Genomic DNA, 16641 nt, shown 5'->3' on the forward strand with positions numbered 1-16641 from the left:
CGCCGGTCACCGACGGTCGCGCCGACATGGCCGCGGTGTACGGGCGGCGCATGGCGCGCAAGGTGCTGGCCGAGTTCGCCCACGAACAGATCATCCACCCGATCTCCCTGGGCGCGGGCGCCCCCGAGAACTCCGGCGCGGGCGCCCCCGAGAACTCCGGCGCGGGCTCGATGTACCTGGTCGTGTCCGATGACCAGCGCACCGAGTACGTGTTTCGCGCCGAGGTGTTGTCGCTGGACAACTGGGCGATCGACGAACCGTCGATGCGTCGCCTGGTCGACGGCACCGAGACACCGATCGATCCGGTGGCCGTGCTGCTCGATCTGCGCGAACGCCTCGGGATCACCCCCGACGCGGTGCCCGCCTATCTCGAGGAGTTCGTGAACACGCTCGGCCTCGGCGCCGATCGACCCGACCGTCTGCGCGTCCCCGCCGCCGAGCTGGCCGCCGCAGATTTTCAGACCATCGAGCAGACGATGACCGAGGGACATCCCTGCATCGTCGCCAACGCCGGACGTATCGGGTTCAGCTCCAGCGATGTCGACCGTTATGCCCCGGAACGCGGTGAGCACTGCCGACTGGTGTGGGTGGCCGCCCCGCGCGAGCACTGCGACGTCGCGTCGATGACCGGTCACGACCTCCGGGACCTGCTGGTCGCCGAACTGGGTCCGGTGGCACTGACCCGCTTCGACACGGTGCTGCGGGAGCGGGGCCTCGACCCCGACGACCACCACTACCTGCCCGTGCACCCATGGCAGTGGACCGAGAAGGTGGCGCGTGTCTTCGCCCGCGAACTCGCCGAGGGCACACTGGTGTATCTCGGGGAGGGCCCCGACCTGTATCGACCGCAGCAGTCGATACGAACCCTGTTCAACACCACCGACACCCGGCGGCACTACGTCAAACTCGCCCTGTCGATCACCAACATGGGCTTCACCCGCGGGATGTCGGCCGACTACATGCGCACCACGCCCCTCATCAACGACTGGGTGAGAGACCGGATCGGCGGTGATCCCCACCTGAGGGAACTGGGGTTCGCGATGCTGTTCGAGGTCGTGGCGATCGGCTACCGCAACCCGGTGCTGCAGAGCGTCACCACACCCGGTTCGGAGTACCGGAAGCTGATGTCGGCGTTGTGGCGGCAGAGCCCCGTCGACCTCGTCGCCGACCACGAGCAGCTGATGACCATGGCGGCGCTGCTGCATGTCGACCACCAGGGCGACCCGTTGGTGGGCGCCATCATCGAGCGATCCGGACTTGCGGCCACAGAATGGCTCTCGCACCATCTACGCGCCTATCTGCATCCGATCATCCATCTGCTCTACCACCACCGACTGAAGTTCTCGCCGCACGGGGAGAACCTCATCCTCGTGCTGGACGCAGGGGTGCCGGTGCGGGCGATCCTCAAAGACATCGGCGAGGAGGTCACCATCGGCGACGACGCCCCAGGGTTGCCCGAGTCCTGCCGACGCGCGGTCGTCCACACCGACGACGCCATCGGCAATCTCGGCATCCTCTCCGATGTCTTCGACGACTTCCTCCGACCACTGGCGGCCATCACCCACCAGTCCGGCCTCTGCGACGACAGCTCGTTTTGGAAGACCGTTGCCGACAGCGTCACCGATTACATGACCGCCCACCCCGACCTCGCCGACCGCTTCGCGCGATGGGATCTGTTCGCCCCCGACTTCGGGGCCATCCACATGAACCGACTCCAGCTCGGCAACAGCCGCCGCATGGTCGATCTCGGCGATTCCTACGCCGCACTGCTCGACACCGATCACCGCCTGGTGAATCCGATTGCCCGGTTCGCCCCCTCGACACGGGACCACACGTGACCGCTCCCTGCGACGCCCAGGGGGTCGAGATCCGCCGTGACGCATGGGGCATCCCGCACGTCCGTGCCGATTCGGCACGCGGTGCCCTCTACGGTCAGGGTCGGGCCTGCGGACTCGACCGCGCCTGGCAGATCGAGTTCCTCCGTCTGCGGTCGGAGGGACGCACCGCCGAGGTCTTCGGGGCCGACGCCGTCGGATGGGACGAGTTCGCCCGACGCGCCGGGATCGACCGAGCCGCTCACCGGATCCTCGACCGCTCGTCGGTCCGGACGCGAGAACTGTTCGCCGCGTATGTCGACGGGGTGAACAGCACGCTGGACACCGCCGGGGCACCCGAACTGGGCGAGCTCGACCACCGCCCGGCACCGTGGCGACCGTGGACGCCGATCGCGGTGTTCATCACCCACAACATCCTGTTCGGACGCTTCCTCACGAAGCTGTGGCGTGTACACGCCTGCACCCACCTCGGCCCGGATGCATTGCGCCTGTTCGACTTCGAGGGCCCCGACGCCCCCGATCCCGATGATCGGTTCGACCCACCCCTGCCCGACACCGCGTTCATCGACACCGTGCTCGCCGAGTTCGCCGCAGCCGCAGAGTCCGGGACCGAACCACCCGGACCCACACCGCTCGGCGACGCGATCAGCGGCAGCAACGCGTGGGGTGTGGCCGCCGCCCGTTCGTCGAGCGGATCGCCGCAGATCGCCGGCGACCCGCACCGTTTCCTCGAACTCCCCGGGATCTACCTCCAGACCCATCTCGCCTCACCGGAATTCGACGTCGTCGGGTTCGCCTTCGCCGGGGTCCCGGGGGTACCGCACTTCGGCCACACCGGTTCGGTGGCGTGGGGCATCACCAACGCGATGGGCGACCACCAGGACGTCTACGTCGAGCACCTCGCACGGCGCGACGGCCTGGTGACCGCGCAGGGCCCGCACGGCGACACCGAGGCCGCGACCCGGACCGAAACGATCACGGTGCGCGACGACGTACCGGTGACGGTCGAGATCATCGAGACCGCCAATGGATCGGTGATCGTCGGCGGCCCCGACGCACCTGTCGCGCTGAGCCTGCGCACCCCCATCCTGCACGACGACTCCACCACCGCCGATCCCTTCATCGACCTGCTGTTCGCCACCTCGATCCCGGGTGTGGAACGCGCTCTGCGTGCCTGGGTGGAGCCGGTCAACCGAGTCGTCATCGGTGACACCACCGGTCGACTGGTCACCCACCTCGTCGGGGCGATGCCCGAACGCACACCAGAGAACTACTGGCTCCCGGTGCCCGGCTGGACCGACCGGCACCGGTGGACCGGGATGCGTACGACATCGGTCCACCAGGGGACCGAGGCCGCCGACGTCGCATCGTTCTCCGTGATCGCCAACCAGCGCGTGACAGCGGCTCTCCTGCAACCGGTCACCACCGAATGCGTACGCGCCGACCGCGCCGACCGGATCGCCACCCTCCTGGACGCCAAGGCACGACACAGCGTCGCCGATTCCGAACGGATCCATCGCGACGACGTGCTCGACGCCCGCGACATCGTCGTACGGATGCTCGCCGAGGTCGACGGGCTCGACGAGCGCGCACGGCGCCTTCTCGCGCACCTCGACGGATGGGACCGATCGATGGCCGTCGACAGCACGCCGGCCTACGTGTTCGCCGAGGTACGCGCCCATCTGGTGCGCGGCCTGATCCGCTCCCCTGCCCTGCAGCCGTTGGCCACCCGGCACGTCTTCCCCGCCGTGTTCGACCCGTGGTTCGTGTCGCTCCCCCGTGTCTCGGCCGCGCTGGAATCGGTGATCGCCCACGCCGGCGGTATCGGGGTGGATGTCGACGACATCCTCCGGGAGGCCATCGACGCTGTCGCGACCGCGCTCGACCACCTCGACGAGATCCCGATCTGGGGGGACGTCCACGTTCTCACCCCGATCCACGGTTTCGATCTCGTCGGCGCGACGGCCGCACACCCCGAACTCTCGGCGCAGCTGCGCCCGCACCCACACCCACTCGGCGGCGACGCGGAGACGGTGTTCGCCAACGGCAGCGCCATCGGTTTCAGCCACGCCTGCAGCGTCGGTGCGGCCGCGCGTTTCGTCTGGGATCTCGCCGACCGTTCCGCGAGCCGGTGGGTGGTCCCCCTCGGCGCCTCCGGCGACCCGCGTGATCCCGCCTATCAGAACCAGTCGTCGCGATGGGCGCGAGGCGATCTGCTCCCGGTCGTCGATTCCTGGGACCGGTTGCGTGCCACCACCGCAGAACCCCCGAACACCGGCACCGCCGCCGGGACCACGACCGACAGACGAACGATGGAGGACGCGTGAGCGTACTGGACGAGTCACGGCTCGAGCTGATGCGGCGACGCCTCGCCGGCGCCGACACCGGCGCGGTCGCCGCGGCCGACACACCCCCTGTGGCCGAGCAGGATCCGGTGACCAGACCGGACGGCGAGCTCGGCGTCGCCGAACGCCGGATGTGGCGGATCCACCAGCTCGACCCGGAATCCATCTCGCACAACATCGGTCTCGTGCTCACGTTCACCGACGGTCGCCAGATCGAGGCCGTCGTCGAGGCCCTGGAGGAGACGCTGCGGAGTCCGGTCCTGGCGTCGATCATCGTCGACGACGGCGGAGTCGTGCGCAGAGAACCCACGGATGTCGAGGGCGCGTGGTCGGTACCCGACTCCGTCTGGGAGTGGCCCGCGCCCGCCGACGATGCCGCGTCGACCACCAGCGGGCCGGCGGGCAGCATCGACGCCGCCGCGACCGCGCTCACCCGCAGACCGTTCCGGCTGACCGAGGAGGTGCCGGCCCGCGCGCACGTCACCGTGTCGCCCGACGGCACGTGCGCACTGATCCTCGTCATCCATCACATCGCCGTCGACGGCACCTCGTGGCCGGCACTGCTCGGGCCCCTGATCGGCGGCGCTGACGCCGTCACCCCGCTTTCCGGTGTCGAGGCGGGCGGGGTCGCCGGTGGACAGACGGCAGCGCCACCAGTGGACGACGCCCTGCGCCATGCGCTGTCGACCTGGGCGGCCGATGACATCCGACACCCGCTGACCGGGGCCATGCCCGCGGGGACGGCCGAACAGAGTTGGATCGCGCCGCTCGATGAGGGTGCGGTGACTCGGGATCGCCACGCACTCGATGCCGCGGTGGTCACCGCGCTGGCCGAGGTGGCCCGCGACATCGGTGCCACATCGAACGCGTTGATGATCGGGGTGTGCGCGCTGGCCGCGCATTCACTCACCGGCGCCGACGATCTCGTGATGCTCGTCCCGAGCGAGAACCGGCGACCGACCGAGGACCCCCGTGAGGTCGGGTACTGCGGCAACATCGTCCCGATCCGGTTCACCGTCGACCCGACGGCCTCGGTGCGGGAGACGTTGCGGCGCATGATGTCGGCGATCTACTCGTCGATGGAGTTCGCGGCGGTCGACTACGGCACCCTGCTGACCGCGCTGCGCACGCACGGCGGACGGTTCCCCGTCGCCGACGTGATGGCCTCGGTGCGCAGCGCCCCCGTGCGGGGTGTCGTGGCCTTTGGGGATGGGGCCGAGCCCGGTGTCGCCTACCGGTCGGTGTCGACCGGGATCGGCGGCTACCCGCTGAGCTATGCCTTCGAGATCGCCGACGAAGGAATCCATCTCGAGATCGATCGCCGCACCGACATCCCCGACGCCGAGGTGACGCAGCACGCGTCGGCCGTTGCGATCGGGCTCGTCGGTGAGCTGGCCGACAACCTCGACTCCACACTCGCCGATCTCGTCGACGCGGTGCGTGCGGCGTGCGCCTTCCCCGAGCTCCCGGCGCGCCGCTCACGGTTCACCTCCCCTGGTCGCGGCTGGGCACAGGTAGGCGCCGATCTCATGCGGATGGCCGAATCGGTCTCCGACAGTGCCCATCACGGGGCGCCCCTACCCCACGGACTTCCCGGCGCCGTCCTCGGCGAGGTCGACTCCGCCCTCGGCCCTCGGGTCATCCCGTCGGCCGGTATCGGAGAATCGCAGGCGTTGGCCCGTCTCGGTGACCTCGTCGCGCGGCACGGACTCGATCTCACCCACACACGTACCGCCGCGCACCTGCAGCCCCCACCCCTGACGGTCGCGGTCGTCGCCGACGCCCTCGCAGGGGCGACGAACGCCTCACTCGACACCTACGATTCGGGGCCCGCGACGCTGGCCATCGAACAGTGGATGATCGCGGCGCTCGCCGACCTCGCCGGCCTCGGCGCGGGTGCGGGCGGCGTGTTCGGGCCGGGCGGCTCGTACTCGAACCTGTTGGCCCTGTTGATCGCACGCGACCACGCGGCCTCCGCGCTGGGACTCGACACCCGCACCGACGGAACCGGCGCACTGCCCCGCCCGGTCGTGTTCTGCTCGCGGATCGCGCATTTCTCCCTCCACCGCGCGTGCGCCGCCCTGGGGCTCGGGGAATCGGCGGTGGTCGGCATCGACGTCGACGACGACCACCGCATGGTGCCCGCCGCCCTGGAGGCCGCACTCGCCGCCGCCGGCGATCGGACGCCCGTGGCCATCGTCGCCACCGCGGGTACCACCGATTTCGGTACCGTCGATCCGCTGCGGGAGATCTCAGCCATCGCCCGTTGCCACGGTGTGTGGATGCACGTCGACGCCGCATACGGTTTCGGGGCGTTGTTCTCCGATCGACTCGCCGGTCTGATCGACGGCATCGATCGCGCCGACTCGATCACGTTGGATCTACACAAGATCGGGTGGCAGCCCGCCGCGGCGAGTGTGTTGCTGCTCGCCGATTCCGGGCGGTTCGCCGCCGTCGACCGGTCGGTGTCGTATCTCAACCCCACCGACGACATCGAGGCGGGATACGGCGGTCTGCTGGGGCAGACGCTGCAGACCACCCGCCGGCCCGACGTCCTCAAGGTGGCCGCCACGTTCCTCGCCTACGGCAGGCTCGGGCTCGGGTCGATGCTCGACCGATGCCACGATCTCGCGCGACACGCCGAACAGCGCATCGCGACCGAGCCGCACCTCGAGCTGATCGCCCCGGTGACCCTCACGACGGTCGTGTTCCGTTATCGCTGCGCCGATCTCGACACGGTGAACGCGGAGCTCCGGCGCAGGCTCATCCGTACCGGGGCGGCACTCATCGGCCGCACCCGCGTGGTGACCGCCGACGCCGACCATCCGCAGGTCTGCCTCAAGCTGACGCTGCTCAACCCCGAGGCCCACGAGTCCGACATCGACGCACTGTTCGACGACATCATCCGAGTGGCGCTGGAGGTCGAGTCGGAGAACGCACGCGCACTGTCCACACACACGCCGACCACCGACGCGCTGGAGACATCCCATGAGCACTGAATCCCCCCGTCGCGTCGACGTCCTCGCGATCGGCTGCGGCCCGTTCAACCTGGGTCTCGCCGCGTTGGCGTCGACCGTCGACGATCTCGATCTGCTGGTCGTCGACGCACGGCCGGAGTTCCGTTGGCATCCCGGCCTGATGTTCGACGACGCGACGCTGCAGGTCAGTTTTCTCTCCGACCTCGTCTCACTCGTCGACCCGACGCACCCGATGTCGTTTCTCGCCTACCTCGCCGACGTCGACCGCCTCTACCCGTTCCTGGTGCGCGAGAACTTCTTCCCCACCCGCGTGGAATACGAGGCGTATCTGCTGTGGGTCGTCGAGCGGCTGGGGTCGCTGCGGTGGGACACCTCGGTCTCCGAGGTGCATTTCGACGCCGACGCCGACTCGTTCCGCGTGGTCGTCACCTCCGGCGGCGAACGGTCGGTCATCCATGCGGCCCATGTGGTCTGCGGTGTCGGCACCGAACCGCATCTGCCCGAGTCTCTGACGGCCCACGCGGAGTCGCCGACCGGTTCCGGATCGAAGGCACTGATCCACAGCAGTGAGTACCTCGATCACAGGTCCCGGGCCCACGCCGCCGAGGCGGTGACCGTGGTCGGATCGGGTCAATCCGGCGCCGAGATCGTGGTCGACCTGCTCGAGGCGAATCTCGCCGGCGGTCCCGCCGTACGGTGGTGGACCCGCACCGGGTGGTTCGCGCCGCTCGACTTCACGAAGCTGTCGCTGGAGATGACGACTCCGGCGTACATGGACTACTTCCACTCGCTGCCCGAGCAGACGCGCGACAGCGTTCGCGCCGGACACTGGCAGTTCCACAAGGGCATCTCGGCCGACACCCTCGAACGTCTCCACGATCTGCTCTACCGTCGCCAGCTCGCGGGCAAGGTGCCGCCGGTGCAGCTGCGGGTGGGGGTGTCGGTCACCGATCTGCAGCCGCAGCCCGACGCACGCCTGCGCATCCACGCTCGCCACGACGACACCGGTGCGACCATCGCCCACACCGCCGACCTCGTCGTCGCGGCCACCGGGTACCGGCCGCGCAGCACGTCGTTCCTCGATCCCCTCGACGGTCTGATCATCCGGGATGCGCTCGAACGCCCGGTGATCACGAACGATCACTCCATCGCGATGCGCGACGGACTGGACCGTCGACTGTTCGTGGCAAACGCCGAGGAGCACAGCCACGGGGTCTCGTCGCCGAACCTCGACATCGGTGCGGTCCGCAACGCGCGCATCCTCAACGCGGTCACCGGCCGCGAGGTCTACCGCCTCCCCGGCCACACCGCGTTCACCACCTTCGGTCCCGACGACGACGAGATCACCTGACCCCCACCCCGCAGTTGGGCACGTGACGACCGCGGGTCAGGGGGCGGTGAGGACCTCGTCGAACGCGGCGGCGAAGCGTGCCGCGTACCCGGGGAGCGCCTTCGGGTCGGCCACGATCCCGAACGTGGTGCGGTCGCCGAGGACCAGCGACGTCACCGAGAACGAGTACCCGCCCAGCGGCGACAGCGGCGTCAGTGCGACGATTCGACGCCCCAACACCGAACGCACCCGGGAGAAGCCGGGATTCACCCCGACGTGGATGTCGGGGGCCATCCGCGACATCGACGCCCCGACGATCGCGCGCATCACCGGCCACGGCGGGGACGGGTGTCCGGTCGCGGCCAGTGCGAGTGCCGCGCGGCGGGACTCGATGAGCAACAACTGCTCTCGGCTCCGGGCGATCTGACGGTCGAGGTCGGTGTCATCGCCCGCGAGGTTGAGCAGCGTCACCGACACCGCGTTCCCGGTGTGACGAAAGGTGGGGTCGAGGGTGGCCGGCAGGGTCACCCGGATCGTCTCGGGGCCGCTCGCGGCCGGTGGGTGCGCGCTGAGGGTGCGGCCGACCGCACCGAGTACGAACTCGTGCACCGTCGCCTCTCGGCGTTTCGCGGCACGCCGCAGTTCCCGGGTCGACACCGACAGCGTGGCGATCTCGCGGCGACCGGACCTGGTGAGCGCAGGCCAGCCACGACCGGACCGCCCGGCCTTCCACTGTTCGTCGTGGGCGGCGCGGGCGTCGGCGAGCACCTCGGAATCGACGTCACCGACGCGGAATCGGGGGCTGGTCGCGAACCGGTCGAACTCGGTGAGCTGCTCAGGCGTCCCGTCGGCGAGCAGCGCGGCGAACGCCGCACCGGCCAGGCCGTCGGAGAGGCTGTGGTGCACCCGCAGCACCAGCAGCTGCTCACCGGATTCGGTGATGGTCACCAGCGTGATGTGCCAGAACGGATCCGGGCGCCGCAGATGGGTCGCGCACAGCGAGGCGATCGTCTGGTCACGGGCCGCGGCGTCGGTGACCTCGGCGGCGACGACGTGGCGGTCGATGTCGATCGCGTCGGCAGGCGTGACGATGATCTCGGGGCGACGCCATCGCCCGCCACGGACCCCCACACCGAACACGGCGTAGCGCCCGACGCGTGAGTGCACACGGTCGCGGAGCTCGTCGATGCCCAACGGGGCATCGCCCCCGTCGATCTCGAGGACCATCGACCAGTGCATGGGCCGCGACGGGGTGTCCATGTGCAGGTAGGTGAAATCGGGTGGGCCGTACTCGGTGGGATCGGCGACAGCGTCGGTGACGGCCTCGGCGGTCCCGGGCGTGTCGGTGATGTCGGTCATCGGCCGGCCACGACCAGACGCGCGCGGATGATCTGTTCGAGATCGGCCACCGAGGCGGCCTCGAAGATGTCGCGTTCGGTGAGCGCGACGCCGAGTCGTTCCTCGATGGCCACGACGCCGATCGCGACGGCCACCGAGTCGAGTCCGAGGTCGTCGACGAGACGCGCGGAGGCGGTGACGTGCTCCGGGGACAGGTCGAGATCGTTTGCGAGGATGTCGCGGAGTTCACTGTGCACCCGGTCGGTGGCGGGGTCGGTCATGGCTGGTTCTCCTTCGTGTGATGTCGCGCGGTGGCAGGGCCCGGGTGGGCGGGACGTGTCATCGGGGTCCGGCCGCGGCACGTCGATAACCGCGCATGGCCCACGGCCCGAACACGATCGCGGATCCGAGCGTCCAGGCCAGGGTGATCAGCAGCGGTGTGGCGACGGGGCCGCCGTCGGTGAGACCGGCGATGGCATCGATCGCCGGGCTCATGGGTTGGTGGGCGACGACGGGCCGGATCCATCCGGGATACTCGGTGAGCGGCGCGAAACCGGTGGTGAAGAAGAGCAGGAACAGGAACGCGCCGCCGAGGAGTTGCACCACCTCGCGTCCCGCGGCGACGGTCGCCAGCGCGATCACCGGGATGGCCACGCCCACACCGAACACGACCGGTACGGCGAGAGCACCGAGCGCTGCGGCGATCCCCTGATCGAAACGGAATCCCATCGTCATGGCCACCGCGAACAACACAACCGTGCCGATCGCGGTGCGGACTGCCTCGGCGAGAAGCCGGCCGATGAGGAATCCCGACCGACGTACCGGCAGGGTCCACAGCCGCGCGAGGACACCGGAGTCGCGGTCGGCGATGACGGTCAGCGCGGCGGCGACGGTCCCGTAGAGCGCACCGACGAGTGCCACGAGTCCGGTGTTGCCGACGATGCTGTCGCCACTGCCCATCGCGGTGACGGTCTTGCCCAACACCAGGTGGAACATCAGCAGCAGGAAGATCGGGAACACCACCGCCTGCACCACGATGCCCGGGTCGCGAGACCACGTGCGGAGCAGGGCGGACGCGTGGACCGCCGACTGGCGCGCCACACCCACCGACGCGCGCACCGGTACACGTGGCGTCGCAACGTGTGCGGCGGTCATCGGGTGAACTGCCGTCGACCGGCGAGCGTGGCAGCGAGTGCTCCCGCGGCGAACAGACCGATCGACCACGCGGTGGTCGCGACGAGGTCGACGTCGCTGCCCGCGGCGAGCGCGCGCAGGGCCTCGGTGAGCACCGACACCGGCTGGTTGCGGACGAACGGTTGCGCCCACCCCGGGAAGCCCTGGGCGGGAACCAATCCGGTCGAGGCCATCACGAGGACGAGCTGGGGGATCATCAGCACGCCGGCGACCGCGGCCGAGCCGGTCACAATCGTTCCCACCGCGTCGGTGATGAGGCTGATCGACACCGCGAACACGACGAGCAGCACCACGAACCACGCGGTGTCGGCGGGGGATCCGCGGAATCGGAACCCGAGAGCTGCGCCGATCACGACACCGGCGGCGATCGACATCACCATGCGCACCGACACCCACGTCATGCGCGCCACGACCGGCGCCAGCCGCGGTATGGGCATCGACATCATCCGCATCCGTGTGCCTGCCCGCGCGTCGGCACCCGCCGACTCGGTCGCGGCGATGGCGGCGAAGAGCCCGGCCTGCACCAGGATCAGCGGGGTGAGGAACTGGGCGTAGTCGCCACCGCCGAGTTCGAACCGGCGATGCAGCGGGGTGTGGAAGCAGAGGAAGAACACGGCCGGGCTCAGCAGCGCGAACGTCGCGTCACCGGACCTCACGGCTGCACGGATCTTGCGGCCCGCCAGCGTCGTCGACGCCGACACCAGACCGACCGACGACCGATCGAGGACAGCGGTCATGCCGGCGCGTCGGTGAGTTGGAGGAACACCTCGTCGAGCGACGGGCGGCGCAGACCTATGTCGATCACCTCGACGCCGCGCCCGTCGGCCCCGACACCGCCGAGCCGTGCGATGACCTCACCGACGGTGCCCACGCCGTCGGGAGCGCGCACGACGAGCCGTGTCTGCCCCGGTTCCGAAGACGGACCCGACGGGTCGGCGGCGGCCTCGATGAGATCGAACCCCGCGAGCAGGGCGGTCGCTCGAGCTGCGTCCTGCTCATCGGCGAGGGTGATCTCGCAGACCGCTCCCCCGGCACGAGACTTGAGCTGTCCGGGACTGCCCGTCGCCACCACGACACCGCGATCGAGCAGCACGATGCGATCGGCGAGACGGTCGGCCTCCTCGAGGTACTGCGTGGTGAGCAGCACGGTGATACCCGCCTCGCGCAACCCTGCGACGGTGTCCCACACCGCGGCACGGCTCCGCGGGTCGAGGCCCGTCGTCGGTTCGTCGAGGAACACGACCTCCGGACGCGTCACGAGGGCACCGGCGATGTCGACGCGACGGCGCATCCCACCGGAGAGCTGCCCCACCCGGCGACCACGGACGGATCCCAGGTCGAACTGCTCGACCAGCTCGTCGATGCGGCTCGCGAGGCGACGGCCGCGCAGTCCGGTGAGTCGACCGAACACCGCGAGGTTCTCCGCGGCGGTGAGTCCCGGATCGACTGCGGCGTATTGACCGGTGAGCGAGATCAGTTCGCGCACTCGCGTAGCGTCGGTGACCACGTCGTGGCCACAGATCCGGGCGCTGCCGCTCGTGGGCCGCTGCAACGTGGAGCACACCGACACCGTCGTCGTCTTGCCGCTGCCGTTCGGGCCCAGCAACCCGAGCACCTCACCGCGCGCGACGGTGAAGGAGACGCCCTTCAGCGCGTCTACGCCGCCGTAGGTCTTGGCGAGGTCGACGATCTCGAGCGCCGGGGTGTCGAATGCCGGGGTGTCGAATCCGTTGTCGGTCACCGGGCGGGCACCACATACGGCGCCACACTGCGCAGCTTCTCGCAGGTCTCGGTGAACTCCCGGTCGGGCGTGGAGGCGGCGACGATACCGGCCCCGGCCCGCAGCCAGGCGCGTCCGGAGTCGGCGAAGATGGTCCGCAGGGCCAGCGTGGCCTCGAGCTCACCGGTCGACGAGGCGGTCATGACCGCGCCGGAGTACAGCCCGCGCGCTGTCGGCTCGAGTCGGTAGATCGCCTCGAGAGCAGGTGCTTTCGGTATCCCGGAGGCGGTGATCGACGGGAACAACACCGCGAGCGCGTCCCATGCGCTGACCCCGGCATCGAGTCGGCCGCTCACCGTGGACGCGAGATGCTGCACGCTGCCGCGGCGACGCACCTCCATGAACTCGTCGACAGTGGTCGAACCGGAGCGCGACACCGACGCGATCTCGTCGACGCACGCGCGCACTGACATCGCGTGTTCGGCGATCTCCTTGCCGTCCGAGAGAAGGTCGTCACGCGCACGCAGATCGGCCTCGGCCGACTCCCCGAGCGCCCGGGTCCCCGCGAGCGGTTCGGTGACCACCACCCCCTCGGCGTCGACGGCGACGACGAGTTCGGGGCTGAACCCGGCCGCGGACAGTCCACCGAGCGAGAGCAGGAACGACCGTGCGGGGGTGTTGGCGGCGCGGCCCCGCGCGTAGGTGGCCGGGATGTCGACGGCGAACGGTATCGACACCTCCCGCGACATGATGACCTTGTGGTAGCGGCCGGCGGCGATCTCGTCGACCGCCGTGGCCACGCGGCCGCGGTAGTCGTCGGTGTCGGTGTCGACATCGACCGCGTGATTCGGTGCGGGATCGGTTGCGGTGCAGGCGATGTCGCGCAGCCGGGCTGCGTGGGCGGAGCCGGCAGTGCCGGTGTCGACACCGTTGGCGTCGACATGCGCCTCGAACTCCGGGACGATCAGATGCGCGAGAACGGCGTCGGCGTGAACGCGGTCGAGCAGGTCGTGGCGGGCGGCGCAAAAATCGAACCCGATCCACCCGTACACACGCCAGTCTGCTCCCTGTGCCAGCGACGACACCGCCGACGCCAGCGCGGCCGAGGGCTCGCCCGTCCACGACGAGACGAAGGTCACTCCGTCGTGGTCCACACGGATCTCGTTGCGGGTGAGCACTATCCGCGATCGAACGCCGGCGGCGAAGGTCCACCGGTGGTCGCGTTCGTAGACGACATGATCGCCGAACTCCCCTGCCGCGGCCCACGCGGCGACCACCCGCGCGGCCTCTGCGGATCCGGCGGTGTCGACGGTGGGGGTGTCGAGCGGTGCGGCGTCGAAGGTCAACGACATGAATCTGCTTCCCTGGAGAGTCATGTGAGCTCGAAGTCCACGAGCGCACCGGGTATGGAAAGGCTACCCTAACGTAACCGTGATTGAATGTCGTCATGGTCCAGCCCACACCCACCTCCTCGACCGATCTCGCGACCGGCTTCGTTCCACACACGTCGGAGGCGTTGGCGCGGTATCGGGCCGCCGGTGTCGTCGACGACGCACCGCTGTGGGACCTGCTGGAGACCGCCGCCCGACGCGACCCCGACGCCCCCGCCGTCAGTGACACCGACCGCAGCCTCACCTACGCCGAACTCACCGACGCGGTGCGACGTCGTGCGGCGGGATTCCGCGACGCCGGGTTGATGCCCGGAGCACGAGTCATCCTGCACCAGAACAACTCCGTCGCCTTCGCCGTCAACTTCCTGGGCCTGCTGCGCGCCGGTGTCGCCCCGGTGATGTCGCTTCCTGCCCACCGCGTCACCGAACTCGCACACCTCGCCGAGACGGCCGGTGCCATCGCCTATGTCGGGGATGCACCGGATGTCGCCTCGGCTCTGACCGGTCGCGTCCCCTCGGTCACGACCGTGTTCGTCGAGGGCGGTAACGATCACCCCGTCCCGCCCGACGCCGACCCCGCGATCCTGCCGACGGACATCGACCCCGAGGCGACGGACGCACAGCTTCCCGCGCTGTTCCTGGTGTCGGGCGGGACCACCGGGCTGCCCAAACTCATCGCACGCACCCACGCGGACTATCGATACAACGCCCGACGGTCGGCCGAGATCGCCGAGCTCACCGCCGACGACGTGTACCTCGTGGCACTGCCGGGGGCCCACAACTTCCCGCTGTGTTGTCCGGGACTGCTCGGCGCCCTCTTGGTCGGCGCGCACACCGTGTTCACCGACAACCCCAGTCCCGACAACACCTTCGAGATCATCGAACGCCACGGCGTCACCGTCACCGCGCTGGTGCCCGCACTCGCCCAGGTGTGGTGCGCGGCCACCGAGTGGGAGCCCGCCGACCTGTCGTCACTCCGTCTGCTGCAGGTGGGCGGGGCCAAACTCGCCCACCCCGACGCCGTCGCGATCGACGCTGCGCTCGGCGACGTGGTGCAGCAGGTGTTCGGGATGGCCGAGGGCCTCATCTGCTACACCCGCCTCACCGATCCTCGTGCGCTGGTGCACGAGTCGCAGGGTGCGCCGATGTCGGATCTCGACGAGGTACGCATCGTCGACGCGGAGGGGAACGACGTCGACGACGGCGGCGAGGGGGAACTCCTCACCCGCGGGCCGTACACGATCCGCGGGTACTACCGCGCGGAGGACCACAACGCCCGGTCGTTCACCGCAGACGGCTTCTATCGCTCCGGGGACCGCGTGCGACGGTTGCCCACCGGGCATCTCGCGGTCACCGGCCGCATCAAGGACACCATCGTGCGCGCGGGAGAGAACGTGGCGGCCGACGACATCGAGGAGCACCTCCTCGCCCACCCCGCCGTCGCCCAGGCGGCCGTGGTCGGACTGCCCGATGACGCTCTGGGGGAAAGCATCTGCGCGGTGCTGGTGATCTCGCCCGCTGTCGCACCATCGGCCGCCCCTGCACTCGGCGAGGTCCGCGGATTCCTCGCCGAGCGCGGCCTGGCGACGTTCAAACTCCCCGATGCCGTCCGCAGGACACCGTCACTGCCGGTGACCGCGGTCGGCAAGATCGACAAGGCCGCACTGCGCCGCACGATTCTCGACACCGCACACCCCGACCGGGATCAGCCCGCGGACTTGCCCTCGGTCCAGTAGGCCATCGAGGTCACCGACCTGCGGCCGAGGGAGAAGTCCTTCTTGAGGATCGACGTCACCGCACGGGTGGCCGCGGCCTCGAGCGCCACCCACCCGTGGTGATCGGGCGAGGGTGTCGCGGACTCACGGACGGCGTCGACCACGGCCGTGCCGTCGCCGCGTGCGATCCAGTGCACGGTGTCGTGCGGGCGGGCGCGCAGCGGCAGGTCACGGTCGCTCGGGTGCTGGTATTCGAACCAGAGCGTGACCGGGACCTCGGGCGCCGCCGACGCGGAGATCGCGTCGAGCAGGGAGTTGATCGCGGCGAGCGACGCGGCGTCGCCGGCGATGAACCAGCCGGCGGGCGCAGGCTCGGGGAAGGTGAACTTCGAGCCCATCACGGTCGCGTTGATGGTCTCGCCCGCCGACGCCTGCTGAGCCCACCGGGCGGCGGTGCCCTCGTGGACGGCGAACTCGATGGCGAAGGTGTCGGCCGCAGGGTCGGGATCGACGAGGGTGTAGCCGCGTTGGTGCAGGCTGCCGTCGGCCTCGAACCACAGCCGAACCCACATGGTGGGGTGGACGGGCGTCTTCTCGAGCAGTCCGCCACCGGTGAAGAACACCCGGACGTATTCGTCGGTGACCGTCTCCGACCCGGTCACGGTGATCGTGAAGTCGGTGCCGCCGAACAGCTTGAGGACCGCGCCCTGCCACCCCTTGGACGGCGACGCCGTCGTGGACTCACCCATGGTTGTTCCCTCTTCCTCGATGTCAGTGAGGCGAGGGTAACCTAAC

12 protein-coding genes and 1 pseudogene are annotated in these 16641 nt (G+C 69.8%); 6 read left to right on the forward strand and 7 right to left on the reverse strand.

The features are described 5' to 3' along the window. The first annotated feature begins 26 nt into the window (after window positions 1-26). From ACLBW1_RS11165 to ACLBW1_RS11185, 5 genes and pseudogenes are all read left to right on the forward strand, one after another. Entirely contained in the window at window positions 27-1838 is a 1812-nt protein-coding gene (locus ACLBW1_RS11165; protein WP_447812165.1) for an IucA/IucC family protein, read from the forward strand. After that, window positions 1835-4162 (forward strand): penicillin acylase family protein, encoded by a 2328-nt coding sequence (locus ACLBW1_RS11170; RefSeq protein ID WP_447811890.1) that lies wholly within the window; start codon window positions 1835-1837, stop codon window positions 4160-4162. Before ACLBW1_RS11165 ends, ACLBW1_RS11170 begins: the two co-directional genes overlap by 4 nt. Window positions 4163-4311: 149 nt before the next feature. Beyond that, a pseudogene (locus ACLBW1_RS11175) lies at window positions 4312-5592 on the forward strand (condensation domain-containing protein); the annotation flags it as partial. 24 nt (window positions 5593-5616) lie between these two features. Continuing rightward, window positions 5617-7179: a pyridoxal phosphate-dependent decarboxylase family protein gene (locus ACLBW1_RS11180; protein ID WP_447812166.1), complete on the forward strand. Its 1563-nt coding sequence runs from the start codon at window positions 5617-5619 to the stop codon at window positions 7177-7179. After that, window positions 7169-8509 (forward strand): lysine N(6)-hydroxylase/L-ornithine N(5)-oxygenase family protein, encoded by a 1341-nt coding sequence (locus ACLBW1_RS11185; protein ID WP_447811891.1) that lies wholly within the window; start codon window positions 7169-7171, stop codon window positions 8507-8509. Before ACLBW1_RS11180 ends, ACLBW1_RS11185 begins: the two co-directional genes overlap by 11 nt. 36 nt (window positions 8510-8545) lie before the next feature. Here ACLBW1_RS11185 and ACLBW1_RS11190 read toward each other — a convergent pair whose 3' ends face one another. Genes ACLBW1_RS11190 through ACLBW1_RS11215 form a run of 6 tightly spaced genes read right to left on the reverse strand, consistent with a single transcriptional unit; the run spans window position 8546 to window position 14092 of the window. Next, window positions 8546-9847, reverse strand: coding sequence for a wax ester/triacylglycerol synthase domain-containing protein (locus tag ACLBW1_RS11190; protein ID WP_447811892.1), 1302 nt, complete (start codon window positions 9845-9847; stop codon window positions 8546-8548). After that, window positions 9844-10107 (reverse strand): acyl carrier protein, encoded by a 264-nt coding sequence (locus ACLBW1_RS11195; protein WP_447811893.1) that lies wholly within the window; start codon window positions 10105-10107, stop codon window positions 9844-9846. The genes ACLBW1_RS11190 and ACLBW1_RS11195 overlap by 4 nt, the downstream gene beginning before the upstream one ends. Before the next feature lie 58 nt (window positions 10108-10165). Further along, window positions 10166-10981: an ABC transporter permease gene (locus ACLBW1_RS11200; protein ID WP_447811894.1), complete on the reverse strand. Its 816-nt coding sequence runs from the start codon at window positions 10979-10981 to the stop codon at window positions 10166-10168. After that, window positions 10978-11757, reverse strand: coding sequence for an ABC transporter permease (locus tag ACLBW1_RS11205; protein WP_447811895.1), 780 nt, complete (start codon window positions 11755-11757; stop codon window positions 10978-10980). Before ACLBW1_RS11205 ends, ACLBW1_RS11200 begins: the two co-directional genes overlap by 4 nt. After that, a complete protein-coding gene (locus tag ACLBW1_RS11210) occupies window positions 11754-12761 on the reverse strand; it encodes an ATP-binding cassette domain-containing protein (protein ID WP_447811896.1) in 1008 nt (335 codons plus the stop codon). The genes ACLBW1_RS11205 and ACLBW1_RS11210 overlap by 4 nt, the downstream gene beginning before the upstream one ends. Continuing rightward, window positions 12758-14092, reverse strand: a complete 1335-nt coding sequence (locus ACLBW1_RS11215; protein ID WP_447811897.1) for a salicylate synthase — start codon at window positions 14090-14092, stop codon at window positions 12758-12760. Before ACLBW1_RS11215 ends, ACLBW1_RS11210 begins: the two co-directional genes overlap by 4 nt. A 95-nt stretch (window positions 14093-14187) precedes the next feature. Here ACLBW1_RS11215 and ACLBW1_RS11220 point away from each other — a divergent pair, with 95 nt between their 5' ends. Further along, entirely contained in the window at window positions 14188-15867 is a 1680-nt protein-coding gene (locus ACLBW1_RS11220) for a (2,3-dihydroxybenzoyl)adenylate synthase (protein ID WP_447811898.1), read from the forward strand. On the opposite strand, the gene ACLBW1_RS11225 is transcribed toward ACLBW1_RS11220, so the two are convergent. After that, entirely contained in the window at window positions 15837-16595 is a 759-nt protein-coding gene (locus ACLBW1_RS11225) for a siderophore-interacting protein (RefSeq protein ID WP_447811899.1), read from the reverse strand. The genes ACLBW1_RS11220 and ACLBW1_RS11225 overlap by 31 nt on opposite strands. Between the last annotated feature and the right edge of the window lie 46 nt (window positions 16596-16641).

Source organism: Williamsia sp. M5A3_1d (assembly GCF_053345315.1).

Excerpts from the sequence above, each read along its gene's own strand:
- ACLBW1_RS11185 (WP_447811891.1), top strand. The coding sequence starts at position 7,169 with ATGAGCACTGAATCCCCCCGTCGCGTCGACGTCCTCGCGATCGGCTGC.
- ACLBW1_RS11205 (WP_447811895.1), bottom strand. The coding sequence starts at position 11,757 with ATGACCGCTGTCCTCGATCGGTCGTCGGTCGGTCTGGTGTCGGCGTCG.
- ACLBW1_RS11225 (WP_447811899.1), bottom strand. The coding sequence starts at position 16,595 with ATGGGTGAGTCCACGACGGCGTCGCCGTCCAAGGGGTGGCAGGGCGCG.
- ACLBW1_RS11215 (WP_447811897.1), bottom strand. The coding sequence starts at position 14,092 with ATGTCGTTGACCTTCGACGCCGCACCGCTCGACACCCCCACCGTCGAC.
- ACLBW1_RS11190 (WP_447811892.1), bottom strand. The coding sequence starts at position 9,847 with ATGACCGACATCACCGACACGCCCGGGACCGCCGAGGCCGTCACCGAC.
- ACLBW1_RS11200 (WP_447811894.1), bottom strand. The coding sequence starts at position 10,981 with ATGACCGCCGCACACGTTGCGACGCCACGTGTACCGGTGCGCGCGTCG.
- ACLBW1_RS11195 (WP_447811893.1), bottom strand. The coding sequence starts at position 10,107 with ATGACCGACCCCGCCACCGACCGGGTGCACAGTGAACTCCGCGACATC.
- ACLBW1_RS11165 (WP_447812165.1), top strand. The coding sequence starts at position 27 with ATGGCCGCGGTGTACGGGCGGCGCATGGCGCGCAAGGTGCTGGCCGAG.
- ACLBW1_RS11220 (WP_447811898.1), top strand. The coding sequence starts at position 14,188 with ATGGTCCAGCCCACACCCACCTCCTCGACCGATCTCGCGACCGGCTTC.